Source organism: Shewanella sp. 10B, from assembly GCF_023475885.1.
Taxonomy (GTDB): Bacteria; Pseudomonadota; Gammaproteobacteria; order Enterobacterales; family Shewanellaceae; genus Shewanella; species Shewanella mangrovisoli.
This window is the reverse complement of record NZ_JAMDJO010000002.1, coordinates 208315-226706: the sequence shown is the minus strand read 5'-3', so window position 1 is coordinate 226706 and position 18392 is coordinate 208315. Positions and strand designations below refer to the sequence as shown.

16 protein-coding genes are annotated in these 18392 nt (G+C 49.1%); 8 read left to right on the top strand and 8 right to left on the bottom strand.

Features of this window, described 5'->3' with window-relative positions:
• Nucleotides 1-653: 653 nt before the first annotated feature.
• Complete coding sequence (locus tag M0415_RS08470) at nucleotides 654-1361, top strand: hypothetical protein (protein ID WP_249554341.1); 708 nt, start codon at nucleotides 654-656, stop codon at nucleotides 1359-1361.
• A gap of 29 nt (nucleotides 1362-1390) precedes the next feature.
• Here M0415_RS08470 and M0415_RS08465 read toward each other — a convergent pair whose 3' ends face one another.
• Nucleotides 1391-2260, bottom strand: a complete 870-nt coding sequence (locus M0415_RS08465) for a U32 family peptidase (RefSeq protein WP_249554343.1) — start codon at nucleotides 2258-2260, stop codon at nucleotides 1391-1393.
• 31 nt (nucleotides 2261-2291) lie between these two features.
• A complete protein-coding gene (ubiU, locus tag M0415_RS08460) occupies nucleotides 2292-3293 on the bottom strand; it encodes a ubiquinone anaerobic biosynthesis protein UbiU (RefSeq protein WP_249554346.1) in 1002 nt (333 codons plus the stop codon).
• Nucleotides 3294-3431: 138 nt separating this feature from the next.
• Between ubiU and ubiT the strand changes: the two genes are divergently transcribed.
• On the top strand, nucleotides 3432-3968 hold the full coding sequence (ubiT, locus tag M0415_RS08455; protein WP_249554348.1) for a ubiquinone anaerobic biosynthesis accessory factor UbiT: 537 nt from the start codon (nucleotides 3432-3434) through the stop codon (nucleotides 3966-3968).
• 84 nt (nucleotides 3969-4052) lie between these two features.
• Here the strand turns inward: ubiT and M0415_RS08450 are convergent, their stop codons facing one another.
• Both M0415_RS08450 and trhP read right to left on the bottom strand, forming a co-directional pair.
• Nucleotides 4053-4304 (bottom strand): YfhL family 4Fe-4S dicluster ferredoxin, encoded by a 252-nt coding sequence (locus M0415_RS08450; RefSeq protein ID WP_011621854.1) that lies wholly within the window; start codon nucleotides 4302-4304, stop codon nucleotides 4053-4055.
• 3 nt (nucleotides 4305-4307) lie between these two features.
• Nucleotides 4308-5672 carry a prephenate-dependent tRNA uridine(34) hydroxylase TrhP gene (gene trhP / locus M0415_RS08445; protein WP_011621855.1) on the bottom strand — a complete coding sequence of 455 codons (1365 nt, stop codon included), beginning with the start codon at nucleotides 5670-5672 and terminating at the stop codon, nucleotides 4308-4310.
• Nucleotides 5673-6056: 384 nt separating this feature from the next.
• Between trhP and M0415_RS08440 the strand changes: the two genes are divergently transcribed.
• Both M0415_RS08440 and M0415_RS08435 read left to right on the top strand, forming a co-directional pair.
• Nucleotides 6057-6896 carry an HDOD domain-containing protein gene (locus tag M0415_RS08440; protein ID WP_088210850.1) on the top strand — a complete coding sequence of 280 codons (840 nt, stop codon included), beginning with the start codon at nucleotides 6057-6059 and terminating at the stop codon, nucleotides 6894-6896.
• Between the two features lie 85 nt (nucleotides 6897-6981).
• Entirely contained in the window at nucleotides 6982-8508 is a 1527-nt protein-coding gene (locus M0415_RS08435) for a putative bifunctional diguanylate cyclase/phosphodiesterase (RefSeq protein WP_249554350.1), read from the top strand.
• A 28-nt stretch (nucleotides 8509-8536) separates the two neighbouring features.
• Here M0415_RS08435 and M0415_RS08430 read toward each other — a convergent pair whose 3' ends face one another.
• A complete protein-coding gene (locus tag M0415_RS08430) occupies nucleotides 8537-8950 on the bottom strand; it encodes a thioesterase family protein (RefSeq protein ID WP_011625531.1) in 414 nt (137 codons plus the stop codon).
• A 188-nt stretch (nucleotides 8951-9138) separates the two neighbouring features.
• Nucleotides 9139-10395, bottom strand: coding sequence for an adenylosuccinate synthase (locus M0415_RS08425; protein WP_249554352.1), 1257 nt, complete (start codon nucleotides 10393-10395; stop codon nucleotides 9139-9141).
• A 131-nt stretch (nucleotides 10396-10526) separates the two neighbouring features.
• Between M0415_RS08425 and M0415_RS08420 the strand changes: the two genes are divergently transcribed.
• Nucleotides 10527-11420, top strand: coding sequence for a LysR family transcriptional regulator (locus tag M0415_RS08420; RefSeq protein ID WP_041408992.1), 894 nt, complete (start codon nucleotides 10527-10529; stop codon nucleotides 11418-11420).
• 15 nt (nucleotides 11421-11435) lie between these two features.
• On the opposite strand, the gene M0415_RS08415 is transcribed toward M0415_RS08420, so the two are convergent.
• Complete coding sequence (locus M0415_RS08415) at nucleotides 11436-12254, bottom strand: substrate-binding periplasmic protein (protein ID WP_249554354.1); 819 nt, start codon at nucleotides 12252-12254, stop codon at nucleotides 11436-11438.
• Between the two features lie 203 nt (nucleotides 12255-12457).
• On the opposite strand from M0415_RS08415, the gene M0415_RS08410 reads away from it, so the two are divergent.
• Nucleotides 12458-12886: an OsmC family protein gene (locus M0415_RS08410; protein ID WP_249554356.1), complete on the top strand. Its 429-nt coding sequence runs from the start codon at nucleotides 12458-12460 to the stop codon at nucleotides 12884-12886.
• 104 nt (nucleotides 12887-12990) lie between these two features.
• Here M0415_RS08410 and M0415_RS08405 read toward each other — a convergent pair whose 3' ends face one another.
• Nucleotides 12991-13611 carry a TetR/AcrR family transcriptional regulator gene (locus tag M0415_RS08405; RefSeq protein WP_088210845.1) on the bottom strand — a complete coding sequence of 207 codons (621 nt, stop codon included), beginning with the start codon at nucleotides 13609-13611 and terminating at the stop codon, nucleotides 12991-12993.
• 360 nt (nucleotides 13612-13971) lie between these two features.
• Between M0415_RS08405 and M0415_RS08400 the strand changes: the two genes are divergently transcribed.
• Entirely contained in the window at nucleotides 13972-15210 is a 1239-nt protein-coding gene (locus tag M0415_RS08400) for an efflux RND transporter periplasmic adaptor subunit (protein WP_249554358.1), read from the top strand.
• A gap of 13 nt (nucleotides 15211-15223) precedes the next feature.
• Complete coding sequence (locus M0415_RS08395) at nucleotides 15224-18373, top strand: efflux RND transporter permease subunit (RefSeq protein WP_249554360.1); 3150 nt, start codon at nucleotides 15224-15226, stop codon at nucleotides 18371-18373.
• Nucleotides 18374-18392: the final 19 nt, after the last annotated feature.

Genomic DNA, 18392 nt, shown 5'->3' with positions numbered 1-18392 from the left:
CCCTCAAAGCCGCATGTTAGGCGGATGTTAGGTGCATTTTCATTCAACTCAAAATCGAGAAGGGGGAAGATTACTCGCTTAGCGGCGCTATGTAAAACGATTCGGAAATTTGTTTGAGATAAGCAGCAAAATAGCATAGTTATTTGGGCCATTTCTGAATGCTTATCTTGGTGGATATTTAGCGTAAGCTAGATGTTTTAATAACTAAATCATGCAATTAAATCTTGGTGTTGCAGCGGGTTTATCGAGTTGTTTTATTCTTGATATTGTTAGTGGCCATGGGGGCTTTTGTACAAAATTTTCCCTTAGATTCTTCGAATATTCCGCTTTTGCGGTTTTTTTATCCGTTAATACGATTAGTTCTTCTGCCGCTCTCCATACAATGTGAAGCAGTTAACGCGAATTGTAATAGCGAGGTTATCGCCGACAATAAGCTCAGCGTTTCTGAATGAGTTGTGCATTTTTATGCGGTTTTTACTCGGTATTTGCATATTTTAAATTGAATATTGACTAAGGACGGGCGCTGCGCGCGAGTGACTAAATAAGCGTAAATAGTGGTGAAATAAAATATTTCTCCTAAAGAGGATGAACGCCGCTTTAATTCTTTTCAATTCCATGTAAGTTAGTACTACTTTTGTTTAGCTAAATTATCCATGACTGTTACAAAAATGAATGTCGCGACAAGAGGTTTTTCGCTCGCCACTAAGTTTGGTTTTCTTGGTATTTTTGGATTATTGCTCGGGATAGGCGTGGCCGTGTTAGGCTTCGATCAGACCGAGACTCGAGCCTTCAACTTTTTGAATCATACCTTGAGTGAATTGGGAACCTATGGGCATTCCGCTCTTGCAGTGGTGCTCAATGGCGGCTTGTTTTTTGGCAGTTTAAGCATTGTGTTTTATTGCCTTTCATCCTTGCAAACCGTAAGTGGTTTTTGGGGCTATCCCTTCTACTGCGCGCTGGCGCTGACGTTTTTAGCCTTGGCCTGCGTCGGTTTGTTTCCGGTCAATGTGTATCACCTGCATATTCTCGCCCTGAAATGGTTTTTCTACTTCGGCAGTTCGAGTGCCATCTGCTATCTGCTGTGGGCTGGGCTTAATTCACAAAGGCGACAACCTTGGACGCTATTGTTAGCGCTGGTGGTATTACTGAGTATGATGACCTTTCTCTACGCGCCCTTATTAGAGCTGGGCTTAACTGAGGGGGACAGGCCTTTCTATCAAGAAATGGTGTTGCAACTGCCTAGGCCCGATTTATGGTGGCCAGCATTGTTGGAGTGGATTGCGCTTGGGAGTTTATTAAGTTGGACGGCAGCATTGCTGCTTACCCCACAATCACTCGCTCAGGAGCAAGCTCCCGAGTGAGTGATTTTAGTGATTAACACATAAAGCTATCAGCTTAAGGATTTCAGTCCCGCCTCGCCAAACCAATAACCATTACAGTGCTCATCGCTAAGAGGGTACTGAGCGTCCGTTGCCCCAGTCTTTAACGCCTCGACCAGCGCATCGGCCTTAGTGATACAGGCTAAGCTGCTGGGCGAAACCCGAAACACATCGACGCCCATCTTTAGCATTTCATTGAGTTCACTGCGTAAATCGACACAGCTGGCCGACTGGGTTTGGATGCCGTTTAACCTGAGCAAAGGTTGCGCCTCTTGCGTCTGTGCCAGTAAGCCCTTGCTGTATTGGCGGCAAACGGTTTCGCAGCTGTCCTTCGACAAGTGTTGATGCCTAGCGGTAAAGCAGCGCGCCGAGTGGGCGAGTGGCAAGTAGCCATGGCCAAGCACTTCGACTTCGAATACGGGCTTGCTCTCTATTACTTGGTTTAGCCAAGTCTTAGACAGTTCTACAGGCATCACAAAGCGATGCATACCAAAGCGCTGCAAAATATCTAAACTGGCGCGGTTGTAGTTGTTGATGCTGGCACCGCAGACAAAGGGCAGCTTGTGCTCCTTAGCGAGATACACGGCCGCCATGTCGTTGGCCTCAATGCTAAATTCGCCATTGTCGACCTGACGTTTAAGCTCTGTGTATTCTGAGGGCGCTTCGATAAGGGCGAGCGTCGACAGCACCACCTCTTTACCCGCAGATTTAAGCATTTTGGCCAGTTCGAGATAGTCGCCAAACTTGAGCTCGCGTCGACGGCTACAAACGGCTTCACCCAGATAAACTAACGGGATCTGGTTGTTGGCCACCTGCTGATAAAAGTCGATGACCTGCTGTTTTTCCCAGCAATAGAGCAGTGGGCCGAGGGAAATTTTCATAATCGTTTCTTCTTCGTGGTTATCGCTAGGGTTATTGCCAATCACGCTCGTAGGCGCCTAAGGTGGTAATTTGCCCTTCGGAGACTTTGGCGAGGGCTTGCTCCCAATGGGCCTGTGTCTGGAATTTATCTGGCTGATTAAGATAAGTATCAATCGCTTGACGCCACACCTTGGTCACTTGCTCCACATAGGCTGGGCTGCGCTGCCGCCCTTCAATCTTAAGTGACACTATGCCCGCCTTGGCAAGCTCAGGCAGCAAGCTAAGGGTATTTAAACTGGTGGGGGACTCGAGCAGATATTGCGGTTTATCATCGTCTTGGGTGAGATAACGGCCTTTACAGACCACTGGGTAACCCATTTGTTCATCGAGCCCTGACTTATCAATTAACACCTCGTTGAGGCGAGTCAGCCTGTCTTGGCCCTGTTCCTGCCAGCGCACGTGTTTCGCCGGGGAGCAAGAGCCGCCAGTGTTTGGCGATTGGCCGGTAACATAGGAGGATAAGTGGCAGCGGCCTTCGGCCATGATGCACAGACTACCAAAGGCAAAGACCTCTAAATCGACTGGGCTGACCTTAGCTAAATCGCGCACTTGTTTCATAGACAGCACTCTGGGTAACACCACCCGCGCGATATTAAAAGCTTCTTTATAAAAGCTCAGTGCGCCCAAGTTGGTGGCGCTCGCCTGTACCGATAAATGCAGCGGAATATGCGGATATTGCCTGTGGGCATAGTCGAGCAGTGACAGATCGGCGACGATTAAGGCATCGACGCCAATGCTGGCCGCCAAGTCGATGGCTTGATACCAGCGGTGTTCCTCATTCGGCTTAGGAAAGGTATTCAAGGTGAGGAAGATTTTCTTGCCCCGCTGATGGGTCAGTTCGGCGGCTTCCTGTAATTTTGCGGGGGTGAAGTTCAAGCCCGCGAATGAACGTGCATTGGTATCATCCTTTAACCCAAGGTAGACAGCATCGGCTCCGGCCTGCAGCGCCGACTTTAGCGAGGCCAGGTTTCCTGCTGGACACAACAACTCCATAATGGTGCTCCCGATAAAATAACAGGGGCAGAGTGTAGGGAAGATTGATTGGCGGTGAATTGATTTAAAACAGGTTTAAGATCATAAAATCTCGGTAAACTGGGAGATATAGTGTTTTTTATCCTTAGGTAACTGATTATGTCCGCTGTTTTTTCAGCAAACCTCGCAAAACAACTGCTTGAACTCACCCCAAAGCTGATCCGCTTGCCACTCTCCAAAGTGCCCTTTAGCCTCAAGGCTAAGGTGCTTAGCCAACTCCTAACGCAGCTGCTAGCGCCGCAGGCCGAAGATGGCGAGTTAGCATTCTTGGTGGGTAAGTGGGTTGCGATTCGGGTTGAAGATTTAAATCTGTATTTTGAAGTGAGTTTCGATGGCCGCTGGCAGGTGCGTGAGCTGACCGATGCCCAGGTCAGCTTTAGTGCCAATTCCGCCGAGCTATTATTGGTCGCAGCGGCAAAAGAAGACCCTGATACCCTGTTTTTCCAACGCAAACTGAGCATCGAAGGCGATACCGAGTTAGGGCTTGAGGTGAAAAACCTTCTGCTGAGTATCGAGTTTGCCAGCCTGCCGACACCCATTCGCTTAAGCGTTGAAAAGCTGGCCGATGCCATTGTGCGTTTGCAGCTTGAGGCAAAACCGACGGTGATTTTGGCTAAATCCCCAAGCTTGAGTTAATGCTATCTTGGCTGTAACCAACCGATAAATAAAAGCCCCGCTGACATTGCGGGGCTTTTTGCTTAGCTAGGACGCGACGCTCACTCAAATTTTTTGCGTGAGTATAGCGAATTTGACCAACAGCTCATCGTGGGACTCGACGCGGTTAGGGTCGGGGTCAATACAATCAATCGGACAGACGGAAACGCAGGTCGGCTTATCGTAATGGCCTACGCATTCGGTGCAGCGGTCTGGGTCGATTTCATAGATTTCTTCCCCCATGGTGATGGCCTGATTCGGACATTCAGGTTCACACATGTCGCAATTGATGCAGCTGTCGTCGATCAGTAATGCCATGCCTTAGCCTGCTTCGTGTGGGTTGCGGGTATCCTGGCCTTGGGGCAGGTTACGCAGTAAAATGCCGTGGTTCAGATCAACCTCTTTCGGCACGGGCAAGTAAACGGTATGGCCCGAACCTAATCCCGCTTCAACCGATTCGGCTTTGCGGTTCTCGAGTTGCTCGATGGTGAGGCTGATATTGCCCTGTGGCGTCATTAATTCAACGCTATCGCCAACAGAGAATTTGTTCTTCACTTCGATTTCGGCAAGGCCAGCCAGATTGCGTTTACCGGTTAATTCACCCACAAATTGTTGGGTATCGCTGACCGAGTAGCCATAGTCGTAGTTTTGATATTCATCATGTACGTGGCGACGTAAGAAACCTTCGGTGTAGCCGCGGTGCGCTAAGCCTTCGAGTTGGTTCATCAAGCTGCGGTCGAAGCTCTTACCTGAGGCTGCATCATCGATGGCTTGACGGTATAGCTGGGCAGTACGGGCCACATAGTAGAACGACTTAGTACGGCCTTCGATCTTCAGCGAATCGATGCCCATTTTCGCCAAACGCTCAACGTGTTGGATTGCACGTAAATCCTTAGAGTTCATGATATAAGTGCCATGCTCATCTTCAAACGCTGGCATATATTCGCCGGGGCGATTAGCTTCTTGTAGCAGGAAGATTTGGTCGGTCGCAGGACCCGTGCCTAAGGTTGGCGTCTCGATTTGCACTGCATTTGGGGTGGCAATGATATCGCCCGAGTCAGTTTGCTGCGCTTCGTGCACATCGTATTTCCAGCGGCAGGCGTTAGTGCAAGTACCTTGGTTTGGATCGCGCTTATTGATATAACCCGACAGCAAACAACGGCCCGAGTAGGCCATACACAGGGCGCCGTGAACAAATACTTCTAACTCGATATCGGGGCAACGCTGACGGATTTCTTCGATTTCATCCAAGGATAATTCACGGGATAAAATCACTCGTTTAATGCCTTGGGTCTGCCAGAATTTGACCGAGGCCCAGTTAATGGCGTTGGCTTGCACCGATAAATGTACCACTTGCTCAGGGAAGGCTTCACGCACCATCATGATAAGGCCTGGGTCTGACATGATGAGCGCATCGGGCTTCATCGCCACGACCGGTTCCATATCTTTGATATAGGTTTTGAGTTTGGCGTTGTGGGGAGCAATGTTACTCACCACATAAAGTTTTTTACCCAGCGCATGGGCTTCTTCGATACCCGTTGCGAGGTTTTCCATTTTAAAGTCGTTATTACGAACCCTTAGGCTGTATCTCGGCTGGCCGGCATACACGGCATCTGCACCATAGGCAAAAGCGTAACGCATGTTTTTCAGCGTCCCAGCGGGAGATAACAACTCAGGTTTAAACATAATGACTCTCGAATTGGTTGGTAGATAGAGGCGCAGTGCGCGGGGGCGGCATTTTACACAATCAAAGTAGGGTTATGCAAATCACCTCGTCTAAGATTAGGTATAGTTCGCATTTTACGAATATACCTAGAAGCCTTATGATGGCGCAGGTTCTTACCTCGGGGGGTATGGTTTGTTTATGCTATCTAGCCGGATTTATTTTGATGGTTTTTAGTCGACAATGGCTTAAGCGTTAAAGCAATAAGTTGGCGCGTTTAAGATGAAATTGATAACAGTGTCATACAAATAATTAACGTCTGTTGCTTTTTTCTGCCCATCAAATGATAGCCAACTGATATACTCCAACTATTGAAGATTTATGTTTGCAGATTGATGGGAGCGAAGATGTCTACTGAACATCTACTGTTAGTCGGATTACTCAAAAAATTAAAAGATGATGCCTTAGTGTTGCCAACCCTGCCTGAAGTGGCCATGCGAGTGCAGGAAGTGGTGAGTCGCTCCGATGCGAGCCTAAAGCAAGTGGGTGAAGTGATAGGTCAAGACGCCGCAATCTCGGCGCGTATCATTAAAGTGGCCAACAGTGCCTTATATAGCCGTGGTATTCCCGCCGAGAGTATTAGTAGTGCTGTGTCTCGAATTGGCCTCATCCAAATCAAGAGTATTGCGACCTCTGTTGCCATGGAGCAGCTATTTATTTCCACCAATGAAATGGTGTGGGAAGTGATGGATGAAGTGTGGCGCACTTCTATCGATGTGACAGCCGCGGCCTGCGCTATGCTGCAGATGTACAATAAGCGTCGTCCCGGTCAGCTCAATTTAGATACGCTAACATTGGCAGGATTAGTCCATAATATCGGTGCGTTACCAGTTTTGACCGAGGCCGAAGCCCATCCTGAGTTATTCACCAGTATTGATCAATTGCGCTCCTTAGTTCGTAAAATGCAAGGCCCATTAGGGCGCGCGGTATTGAAGAGTTGGGATTTTGCGCCAGAGGTGATGGAAGTCGTTGAGCGTTGGGCGGATTTACCTTATCTGCCAGACCATGTGACCTACTTAGACTTTATCCGTGCCGCTGCTTTCTACACTGGTGAGCTCCGTGCCGGTGCCGATTTCGAGCAACGGATGGACGTCTTTGTTGGTCGTGGCTTACCCGTCTCGGCAAATGATTTAGCTAGTGATGAATTTATGGATAAATTCCATTCAATCAAAGAAAGTTACCAGTAGTCGTCAGGCCTAGAGGGAAGCCATTCTTGCCCTGACTTAGGAAAGAATGGTGGTTAAGCTTACGTGGTAAGATTGAGGCCTGAATATGATTATTTTGGGGTTTATCGGTTTAGCACTGGTTATCGTCTTGATAGCCGTGCTGTATATTTTACTGGCAAGATACCAAGCGCTGCGGTTACAGCAGCGATTTTTGGCGCAATTATGCCCGCAGCTTGATCAACAAAAGATTGAACGCCGTCCCCTTAATATTCCCATTGTGCCGCAGGAGTTTGCGCCGCTTTACCATTCCTTAAACGAGATGCTCGCGGCGCTGCCCGCTGGCATGGGCAAGGACAAACTCACAGGGCTAAATAATCGTGTCGGGCTTAAACGTTCACTCGCCGCATTAATGCCCATCACCCAAGGCACTTTAGTGCTTATCGATATTTATCGCTTTCGCTATGTGAATGATCTCTTTGGCTTTGTGTTTGGCGATATTCTGCTTAAACAATTTGCCGACCGCCTAACTAGCTTAAGCCTTAAACCTAAGTTGATAGCGCGCCTAAACGGTGATGAGTTTTTCCTCTATTACGAGCAAAGTCTGTCAGAAGAGCAATTGCTGCATTTACGCGGCCGACTACAAGTACCCTTTAAGATTAAAGATACCCCTGTCAGTGTGCGGATGCAGATTGGTTGCCTGCAACTTGCTAAGCACCATGCCGATGTTAGCAATATGCTCAGAAGGCTAGATCTTGCCCTTAAAAAAGCCCGTGCGACTCGCAGTGCCATCGCCTGTTATAGCGAGAATGATGATATCCGCCAATTGAGGGAGCTTAAGATTATCGACAGTCTCCCAAGTGGCTTACAGCGGAATCATCTGTATATGGTGTATCAGCCTAAGCAGGATATTCACACGGGCGCTTGTACTCAGGTAGAGGCTTTGATCCGTTGGGAGCATGAAGAATTAGGCTTTATTTCACCGGGTGAGTTTATCCCGCTGGCAGAATATGCGGGGATGATCGATTTAGTCAGCCATTGGGCGCTAGAGCAAGTGTTGCAGCAGCAAGTTAAATGGCGCACGGCCGGGGTGTCTGTGTGTGTGGCGCTTAATCTTTCGACTCGAGATCTCGACAGTGAAACCTTGCCTCAGGATATTGCCGCTCGCCTTGAGCATTATAAGTTACCCCCAGAATGCTTAATGATTGAGATCACCGAGAGCACTCTGATGGCCGATTTAAATAAGGCCGTGGATACCCTAGAGAAAATCCGCCGTTTAGGGATTAAATTGGCAATCGATGATTTTGGTACTGGCCATTCATCACTGGCGTATTTAAAGCATTTACCCGCCAATGAAGTCAAAATCGATAAAGCCTTTCTTCGGGATCTTGAGCCGAATAAACCTTCGGAATATATCCTTGAGGCCAGTATTAATATCGCCAAAAAGCTCGGCTATGAGGTGACGGTCGAAGGCGTAGAAACTGTCGAAGTCCATGATATGTTGGTGAATATGGGCGTCGATCGTATTCAAGGGATGGTTTATGCCAAACCTATGCGGGCGGCAGAGCTTGAAATGAACTGGAATCATCTGCGGCCAACGCCAGAGATGCTCTGCGTTAATGGCTCACATCCCTAGACTTATCTTTACATCCTGAGGCTTGGCTTCACATCCCTAGGCTTAATTGGGCAATTAGGTCCGCAGGCATGGGCGCGAGTTGCCGCGCCTGATTCATACACACCATTTCAATGGTGGCGGTGACCGCAGGTTTTTTGCCGTTGGGGCGCCAAATTTCCTGATGCCAGACGGTGCGATATTTACTCTCAAAGTAGAACTTAGTGCGGATATCGATGATATCGGCAAACTCCACTCCTTCATGGCACAACATGTCGCTGCGATACACCGCAAAACCCAATTGCTGTTGTTGCCAGAGGTCGCGTAAGCGCTCGGCGCCAATCACATGCTCACGGGCGCGCTCGAAGTATTTCAAAAAGTTCGGGTGATACACCACGCCAGAAAAATCCGTATCTTCATAATAAATTTGCACAGGGAAAGAATAACTTGGGCTAAATTGCGGCATGGCGTTTTCGAGATGGAGTATTTGGGTTGAGCGCAGTCTAGCGGTTTATCGGGCTAAACAAAACCCAAGATGTGGGTAAATACGATGGTTAGGGTTGAGATGTTCAAGGTGATATAAGTAAAAAGCCATATCCGCCGAAACGGATATGGCTTTTTTGTAGGGTAATCGGTGGCTTAAGCGAGTATCGCTTAGCGAATGATCATCTGATCGCGTTCAGGTCCTACTGACACCATGCTCACACGTACGCCCATCAGGGCTTCGATGCGCTCAACATAATGTTGTGCTGCCTTTGGCAGGCTTTCGAAGGTGCGACAGCCAGTGATGTCTTCGCTCCAGCTTTCCATTTGCTCATACACTGGGCTTAATGCCGCCGTCTGTGGCCAAATTGGGTTTTCAGTGTGCTCGCCTTCGTAGGCTACACAAATCTTAAGATCTTTCATGCCAGTCAGGCAGTCAATCTTAGTCAGGGCGATTTCAGTCGCTGCTTGCAGTTCAACACCGTTACGCGTTGCAACCGCATCGAAGTAACCCATATCACGTGGACGACCCGTAGTTGCACCAAACTCGTTGGCGTTTTTACGGAAATCATCCTGCTCTTCCATTGCAGTCACTAAGGTGCCAGTACCGACAGATGAGCTGAAGGCTTTCGCTACCGCAATCACACGCTCTGGGCGCAGTGCTGGTAAACCACTACCCAGACCTGCGAAAGCCGCCGTCACGTTAGAAGAGGTAGTGTAGGGATACTCACCGTAAATCAAGTCACGACCCGCGCCTAATTGCGCTTCAAATAACAAGTTAGCATCTTGTTTTTGTAAGGCTTTTAATGGCTCTGTCACGTTGCAAATAAATGGACGCCATGGGGCGGTCACATCCAACAACCATTGGGTCATTTCGGCGGCCGTTTGGCTAAAGTCACAGCTTGGGTACAGTGCTTTTAACTGGGGCAGTTTCCAGTCGAGCATAAATTGTATGCGTTCTTGCAGCACTTCGGGTTGGTTTAACCAGCCAACCAGAATACCTTTCTTCATTACGCGGTCGCCATAGGCTGGGGCAATCCCTTGACGGGTTGAACCATAGGCCAGATCGCCTAAACGTTGTTCTTCTAAGGTATCTTCGAGTGCATGGATAGGTAAGCACAGGGTCGCACGGTCAGAAATGCACAGTTTAACTTCAATGCCTGCCGCTTCGACTTCGTCGATTTCAACACTGAGTTTTTCTGGGCTGATCACCATGCCAGGGCCAAGTACTGCAACGCAGTTTGGATTGAAAATACCGCTAGGTAATTGGTGTAATTTAAAGGTGCCAAAGTCGTTAACGACCGTATGGCCTGCGTTGTTACCGCCTTGGAAGCGGACACTCGCTGCAGCATCTGCGGCTAAATAATCTACGATTCGGCCTTTGCCTTCATCACCCCAATTTGCACCAACAACTACGATAGACGGCATAACATCATCTCCACAGGAATTAAGCGATTATGCTAGACCTGCTTAATGAATAAGAGAAATTAATTATAGTTATCGTCGTGATAAGAAAATCATATATCATAGGGCGAGCTGAATGGATGGAGATGAATGCGATGCTCGAACTTCATTGGTTAAAGACCTTCGTGACCTTAGCCGAGTGTAAGCACTTCGGAAAGGCGGCAGCGGCGCTGCATATGACGCAGCCTAATGTCAGCTTGCACATCAAACAACTGGAGCAGAATACTCGAGTTAAGTTGATTGAGCGCAATCCGTTTAGGCTAACTCAGGCGGGGTTTCGTTTGCTCGAGAGCAGCCAGAAGACCTTGATGGAACTGCAAGTGTGTCAGGCGGATCTCAATGCCATCAACGATCTCAGTCAAGGTACCTTGACCATAGCGGCCAGCGATATCATTTCGCGTTTGCTGCTTATTCAGCCATTTCAGTTATTTAAAGCGGAATTCCCCGGGATTGATTTTTCCCTGCTCAATACCACGTCTTCCCAAGCCTCAGAATTGGTGACTAATGCCGAGGCGGATTTAGGCTTTGTGATCGCGCAAAAGGAGAGTCAACCGCTGCATTTTACCGAGTTACAGCAAATCAAATGGTGTGCCCTTGGGGATAATTTGCAGCTGTGGCAGCAAAGCCAAGCCAGCCATGATATGCCCCATGCGGAGCGGCCGACTTTGATTCTGCTCGGGCATGATACTCGTACCCGCGAGTTGCTCGATCCCGCATTACCGACCTTAAATTTACCCCGTTATCGGATCATGGAAGTCGGCAGTGTGGATGCGCAAATCGATTGGGCCGAGGCGGGCTTTGGGGTGGCGATTGTGCCTGAGTTCTCGATTTACACTAAGACGCATTTAAAGAGTAAAGTCACGCCATTACCACAGTTCCCGAGCACCAGTTTGGGTTACATAGTGCGGCAGAATCAGATCCTCTCGAAAGCGATTAAGCAGCTGCTACATTGGGTGAATCAAGAGATTATCCGTACTCAAGGCAGCTAATGGCGGTTTGAAAGGTTACTTAGTGCTAAGCAATTGTTGATACTGTCCATTGGCTTTTAACTGGGTTAAGCCCAGATCTAGCTCTTTAGCGAGTTGTGCGGCTTTGGGGTTTTCCTTCGAAAAGGCCAGATAAATCTCGCTGCTGTGGTTGTTAAAGGCGGGGATCACATCGTCACTGACGCCCATTTTTTGCAGGTTTTCCTGTGCGACTAAATCGAACATGACCGCCGCATCGACTCGGCCAATCATCAACAGATTAATCAGTTGCTGTTGGTTAGCGACCGTGATGACATTCAGTTGGCGCTGTTTCACCAGTTCGGGAAACTCATCGCCATACTCATAACTTTTTATGACCCCGACTATGCTGCCTTTGGGAATTTCCCATTTATTGGCGGCGATGAGCGGGCGTTGTTTGCGTTGATAAAAAGAGGCTTTCGCCACAAATAGCGGCGTGTTACCAAACACAAACCGTTGCTCGGTACTCGCCTCGCGGGTCACGTTAAAGACTCCATCGACGGCACCTTTTTCGGCCATCATAAGGGCGCGGCTATAGGGCACGACTAGGCTGTTGACTTCCACTTGAGATTGTTTGAATGCCGCCGCGATAAGACGATGGGAGATCCCTTGGCCAAACTGATTGGCAAATGGTGGCCAGCTGTCTTCGGCGGCTAAGGTGATGCTATGGCCTGCGGCTTGTGGGCTACTTTGGCTGTCTTGAGCAAAGGAGGAGTGGGTTGTGGCAGAGAATAAAAATAAGCAAGCCGCAGTCAACAACGTCAGCGGGTTATTTATTACTCGCTGAAATTCATTCCTTGTTGGGCTGCAAACACGCATCTTATTTCCGTATCATCCTATTCCTAATCGGAAATTTATATCATAAGTGCCTATAACGAACCTAATGATTTTGCGATTTGTGATGTGGCCGAGATTGTTTATGACAAAACGAGTTAGGCCATAAAACTGTGATCTTAAGTTGTGACTTTTGGTTTTTTAATTATTAGAATAATCTGATTGAAAAAAAACTAATGGAGTAAGTCATGGCGGATAAAGTCGTTGAGATCACCACACATATGGGAAGCGGTTGGAAGGTTACGGCGCAGGTACGTGAGCATTTGCTGGTCATCGACCAACCCAGTGCCAGTAATGAGGGAGCTAACCCTTTAGAAACGTTCTTATTTTCGCTTGGTGGCTGTATTTCGGCGATTGCCAAGATGGTTGCGCGTGAACGTAATATCACCATTCGCCAGTTTGATGTACATGTGAGGGCTGTGATGAATTCGGCGGGATTATTAGGTCAGCCCTCGGACGATCCTGTAGGCTTTAAGGAAATTGCCATCAACGCCAGCATAGACGCCGGCTTAACCGACGCAGAAAAGAACGAGTTTTTAGATACAGTGTGTAACCGTTGCCCCGTCCACGACAATCTGCTGCGTCCAAGTTTAGTCACCCACCAAGTTCAGCATTAATCACAATATTCATCTCGATTCTCATCTGGATTTTAGGGCGGCTTAAAAGCATAAACCCCAGTTTTTGCTGGGGTTTATGTTAATGGTCATATGCTAATTGCCTATCAGGCGTTATTTTTCGGGAAGTTGGCCAGCACTAGCTCGGCGACTTTACGAAGCTCTCCCGGACAAATGCCATTAGTGGCTTGCACAGCCATGCCTTGCAGCACTGTGCCTATGTATCGGGACAGCAGCAGTGGATCGGCATCTGCGGGAAGATCGCCTTCATCCTTTGCCCTTTGTAGACGTTCGCATAAAGCCTGCTCACCATCACGACGGCGGGTAATCAGAGTATCTTTAATCGCTTGTCCGGCTTCGCTACAGGCGAGGGCGCCTTGTACTATCAAGCAACCTTGGGGGTGACTCTCATCCACTAAGGAGGATGCAGCACCATAGAGCATGGCCTCAACCACTTGATAGGCGGTTTCTTTTTCAAGCGAAGGATAGAAAAACGCACAGGGGCGCTGCTCGTATAACTCGATCGCTTTTAGAAACAGCTGCTCTTTATTACCAAAGGCGGCATAAAGGCTGGGTTTGTTGATGCCCATTGCCTGAGTTAGATCGGTTAACGATGTACCTTCAAAACCTTTTTGCCAGAAGACTTCCAAGGCTTTGGCCAATGCATCGTCGGCGTCGAAGGCTCGTGGGCGACCTACGCAGGGCGTCTGGGTGACGGTTGACATCATTAGGCTCCTCAATTCTCAATTGCCCCTAGGATAGACATGGGTTTAGTTCATGTCCAGCCACTCTTGCCTGCTGTCTGCGGGTTAGGTGAGTAACTCACCAAAATATATCGTCCATTCAAGCCCACATAGCACGTTCGCCGTGGCTAATTACCTCAAAGGCTTAACTACATGTTTATCATGCTGTCACAAAAAATTAAATACTCATCGGTACAAAAATCTGTTGACAGGGTCATTTTACACTATATATTACCGTCCAGTACATAATATTTTTTACCAGTCGGTATTTATTGGTTTTGATCGAGTGCCCATCACTGATTCTGTCTTAAACGAGATAAATGCCTGCCACATGAGGATTGTAAGATGAAAAGTAACCAACCTTTACGGATATTGATGTTGACTGCCGTGGCGGCTTTTGTCCTTTCTGCCTGTGGTGAACCCGAAGCCCAGCAGGGGCAAGCACCGGGTGCACCTAAGGTCGATGTTGCGCAGGTATTGCATGAGCGCGTTACCGAGTGGGATGAATTTACTGGTCGTTTGCAGGCGCCAGAGAGTGTGACCTTGGTGCCACGCGTGTCTGGCTATATCGCGTCGGTAAACTTTAAAGAAGGCGCCTTAGTGAAAAAAGGCGATGTGCTATTCCATATCGATGCGAGTGTGTTCGAAGCGGAAGTGGCCCGGTTAAGAGCAGATCTTGCTAGCGCGCTTTCTGCTGAGCAACTGGCCACTAACGACTTAGAACGTGCCCGCAAACTCTTTGCCCAAAAGGCGGTATCGGCAGAATTACTCGATACCCGCGAGTCTAACAAACGCCAAACCACGGCGGCCGTAGCCTCTGTGAAAGCGGCGTTGCTGCGCGCCGAGCTGGACTTAGATTACACCCAAGTGCGCGCGCCGATTGATGGTCGTGCCTCCTACGCCAATGTCACTGCGGGTAACTATGTGTCTGCGGGACAGAGTGTATTAACTAGCTTAGTGTCGACCGCCAGCATGTATGCCTACTTCGATGTGGATGAGCAAACCTATCTGAAATACGTCAAGTTAACCGCCGAGAAAAAGCGTAAAGACCCTCGTGCTGGCGACAATCCCGTGTATATGGCGCTGGCTAACGAGCGCGAATACCAACACATAGGCCTAGTGGATTTTGTCGATAATTCGATGGACAGACAGACGGGCACTATTCGAGTACGTGCCACTTTTAGCAATGAAGACAACAGTTTGCTCCCAGGTCTATTCGCCAGATTACGCACCGCTGGTAGCGGCGCCTACGACGGCATCTTAATCGACGATAAAGCAGTGGGCACGGATCTGAACAATAAGTTCGTCTTAGTGGTGGCAAACGATGGCACTGTGGAGTATCGCGGCGTCACCCTAGGTGAAAAAGTTCAAGGTTTACGCATTGTTAAGCAAGGTTTAGCGGCAAACGACAAAATCGTCGTCAATGGTATGCAAAGGGTTCGTCCTAAGATGCAAATTGAGCCACATATAGTCGATATGGCCGATAGCGAGCAGCTAGATGCGCTTCGTCAAGCTCAATTACTGCTTGATAAACATCAAGAAAATATCACCACCCCAGACGTTGAAGTAGCGAGCCGCGGTTAAGGAATCCAACAGAATGTTGTCGCAGTTTTTTATTAAAAGACCGATATTTGCAGCCGTACTCTCGCTGCTATTTTTTATCACAGGGGCGATTGCCGTCTGGCAATTACCTATTACCGAATACCCTGAAGTGGTGCCACCGACAGTCGTGGTGACCGCCAACTACCCTGGCGCGAACCCTAAAGTCATTGCCGAAACGGTTGCCTCGCCCTTAGAGCAGGAAATCAACGGCGTCGAAGACATGCTGTATATGTCATCGCAGGCGACATCCGATGGACGCATGACCTTGACCATCACCTTTGCCATTGGCACCGATGTGGACAGGGCGCAAACTCAAGTGCAGAGCCGGGTTGACCGTGCTATGCCACGTTTGCCGCAGGAGGTGCAACGCCTCGGGATTGTGACCGAAAAGTCCTCACCCGATTTAACCATGGTGGTGCATTTACTGTCGCCGGATAACCGTTATGACATGCTGTATTTGTCTAACTACGCGGCGCTCAACGTAAAAGATGAGTTAGCGCGTATCAAAGGCGTGGGCGCGGTGCGTTTATTCGGTGCGGGCGAATATAGTCTGCGGATCTGGCTTGACCCCAATAAAGTCTCGGCGCTTGGCATGTCACCAGCTGAAATTATCGCCGCGGTACGTGAGCAAAATCAGCAAGCGGCAGCGGGCAGTTTAGGGGCGCAGCCTAGTGGTAATGCCGACTTTCAACTCTTGATCAACGTTAAGGGTCGTCTGACTGAACTGTCAGAATTCGAAGACATTATCATCAAGGTTGGTCAAAACGGTGAGGTGATCCGTCTTAAGGATGTGGCACGTGTCGAACTCGGTGCAACGAGCTATGCGCTGCGTTCATTGCTGGATAACAAGGACGCGGTAGCTATTCCAGTGTTCCAAGCATCAGGCTCGAATGCGATTCAAATCTCCGATGATGTGCGCGCCGAAATGGCAAGACTGGCGAAGTCTTTCCCAGAAGGGCTGCAATACGAGATTGTCTACGACCCGACTGTGTTTGTGCGTGGCTCTATCCATGCGGTGGTGAAAACCCTGCTCGAAGCCGTGCTCTTAGTGGTGCTCGTGGTGGTGCTGTTCCTGCAGACTTGGCGCGCCTCGATCATTCCGCTGGTGGCCGTGCCGGTGTCTTTGGTGGGCACCTTCGCCTTTATGCACTTGATGGGCTTCTCGCTCAATGCGCTGTCACTGTTTGGTCTGGTGCTGGCCATCGGGATTGTGGTGGACGATGCCATCGTAGTGGTAGAAAACGTGGAGCGAAATATCGCTTCGGGTTTAAGCCCCATTGCTGCAACACAAAAAGCCATGAAGGAAGTGACTGGGCCGATTGTGGCAACCACCTTAGTGTTGGCCGCGGTGTTTATTCCGACCGCCTTTATGAGCGGATTAACGGGGCAGTTTTATAAGCAGTTCGCGCTGACTATCACGATTTCGACCTTTATTTCGGCCATTAACTCGCTCACTTTGAGCCCTGCGTTATCGGCACTGTTGCTCAAGGGCCATGATGCGCCTAAAGATGCGCTCACTCGGTTAATGGATAGGCTGTTTGGTGGCTGGTTATTTACGCCATTCAATCGCTTATTCAACCGTGCATCAGAAGGTTATGGCTATTTAGTGCGTAAGGTGATCCGTTTTGGCGGCATAATCGGACTGGTGTATCTGGGTATGGTTGCGCTGACGGGCGTGCAATTTGTAAATACCCCAACGGGCTATGTGCCAGGGCAGGATAAGCAGTATTTAGTGGCATTTGCCCAATTACCGGATGCGGCCTCACTCGAGCGTACCGATGCGGTGATCAAGAAAATGTCCGACATCGCCTTGAATCACCCCGGTGTGGCGCACTCTATTGCCTTCCCCGGTCTGAGTATCAACGGTTTTACCAATAGTCCTAACTCGGGCGTGGTGTTTGTTGCCCTAGATGATTTTGAGTTACGTAAGAGTCCTGAACTGTCGGCGAATGCGATTGCCGGCCAATTAAATCAGCAATTTGCTGGTATTCAGGATGCGTTTATTGCCATCTTCCCGCCGCCACCTGTGCAAGGCCTCGGCACTATTGGAGGGTTCCGTCTGCAAATTCAAGACAGAGCCAACCTTGGTTATGAGGCCTTGTATCAGGTGACCCAACAAGTGATGTACAAGGCGTGGGCCGATCCACAATTAGCGGGGATTTTCTCTAGCTATCAAGTGAACGTGCCACAACTTGAACTGGATATCGATCGGACTAAAGCGAAACAGCAGGCAGTGTCGCTCGATCAAATTTTCCAGACATTACAAACCTATATGGGCTCGACCTATGTCAACGACTTCAATCGTTTCGGTCGAACCTATCAGGTGAATATGCAGGCAGACGAAGCATTCCGTCAAAGCCCGCAGCAAATTAGCCAGCTAAAAGTGCCTAATGTGAATGGTGATATGATCCCACTCGGCTCCTTTATTAATGTGAGTCAGAGCGCGGGGCCCGATCGTGTAATGCACTATAACGGTTTCACCACGGCTGAGATTAACGGTGGCCCAGCACCCGGTGTAAGTTCGGGCCAAGCGCAGGCAGCGATTGAGAAAATCCTCGCCGAGACTTTGCCGATAGGCATGACCTACGAGTGGACAGAGCTGACCTATCAGCAGATCCTCGCCGGTAACACAGGCTTGTTAGTGTTCCCTCTGGTGATCCTGCTGGTGTTTATGGTGCTGGCGGCGCAGTACGAGAGTTTGAGTTTACCATTGGCGATTATTTTAATTATCCCAATGACCTTACTCTCAGCGCTCAGTGGTGTGCTTATCTATGGCGGCGATAATAATATTTTCACCCAGATTGGTCTTATCGTCCTCGTGGGCTTAGCGACCAAGAACGCGATTCTGATTGTCGAATTTGCCAAAGAAAAACAAGACCATGGCATGGAAGTCATGGAGTCGATTCTTGAGGCGGCACGCTTACGCTTACGCCCCATCTTGATGACCTCTATCGCCTTTATCATGGGGGTGGTACCCATGGTGTTTTCAACGGGCGCGGGCGCCGAGATGCGCCAGGCCATGGGGGTTGCGGTATTTGCCGGCATGATAGGGGTGACACTGTTTGGGTTAATCCTGACGCCGCTATTTTACTATGCCCTCGCTAAACGCGGTCGCCGTAAAGCGGAAGCGCTAACGGCACAATAATTAAGCCAGTTCAATCTGT

Bases quoted from the DNA above. Each gene is read 5' to 3' on its own strand.
- M0415_RS08470 (WP_249554341.1), top strand. From the start codon at position 654: ATGACTGTTACAAAAATGAATGTCGCGACAAGAGGTTTTTCGCTCGCC.
- M0415_RS08465 (WP_249554343.1), bottom strand. From the start codon at position 2,260: ATGAAAATTTCCCTCGGCCCACTGCTCTATTGCTGGGAAAAACAGCAG.
- ubiU (WP_249554346.1), bottom strand. From the start codon at position 3,293: ATGGAGTTGTTGTGTCCAGCAGGAAACCTGGCCTCGCTAAAGTCGGCG.
- ubiT (WP_249554348.1), top strand. From the start codon at position 3,432: ATGTCCGCTGTTTTTTCAGCAAACCTCGCAAAACAACTGCTTGAACTC.
- M0415_RS08450 (WP_011621854.1), bottom strand. From the start codon at position 4,304: ATGGCATTACTGATCGACGACAGCTGCATCAATTGCGACATGTGTGAA.
- trhP (WP_011621855.1), bottom strand. From the start codon at position 5,672: ATGTTTAAACCTGAGTTGTTATCTCCCGCTGGGACGCTGAAAAACATG.
- M0415_RS08440 (WP_088210850.1), top strand. From the start codon at position 6,057: ATGTCTACTGAACATCTACTGTTAGTCGGATTACTCAAAAAATTAAAA.
- M0415_RS08435 (WP_249554350.1), top strand. From the start codon at position 6,982: ATGATTATTTTGGGGTTTATCGGTTTAGCACTGGTTATCGTCTTGATA.
- M0415_RS08430 (WP_011625531.1), bottom strand. From the start codon at position 8,950: ATGCCGCAATTTAGCCCAAGTTATTCTTTCCCTGTGCAAATTTATTAT.
- M0415_RS08425 (WP_249554352.1), bottom strand. From the start codon at position 10,395: ATGCCGTCTATCGTAGTTGTTGGTGCAAATTGGGGTGATGAAGGCAAA.
- M0415_RS08420 (WP_041408992.1), top strand. From the start codon at position 10,527: ATGCTCGAACTTCATTGGTTAAAGACCTTCGTGACCTTAGCCGAGTGT.
- M0415_RS08415 (WP_249554354.1), bottom strand. From the start codon at position 12,254: ATGCGTGTTTGCAGCCCAACAAGGAATGAATTTCAGCGAGTAATAAAT.
- M0415_RS08410 (WP_249554356.1), top strand. From the start codon at position 12,458: ATGGCGGATAAAGTCGTTGAGATCACCACACATATGGGAAGCGGTTGG.
- M0415_RS08405 (WP_088210845.1), bottom strand. From the start codon at position 13,611: ATGATGTCAACCGTCACCCAGACGCCCTGCGTAGGTCGCCCACGAGCC.
- M0415_RS08400 (WP_249554358.1), top strand. From the start codon at position 13,972: ATGAAAAGTAACCAACCTTTACGGATATTGATGTTGACTGCCGTGGCG.
- M0415_RS08395 (WP_249554360.1), top strand. From the start codon at position 15,224: ATGTTGTCGCAGTTTTTTATTAAAAGACCGATATTTGCAGCCGTACTC.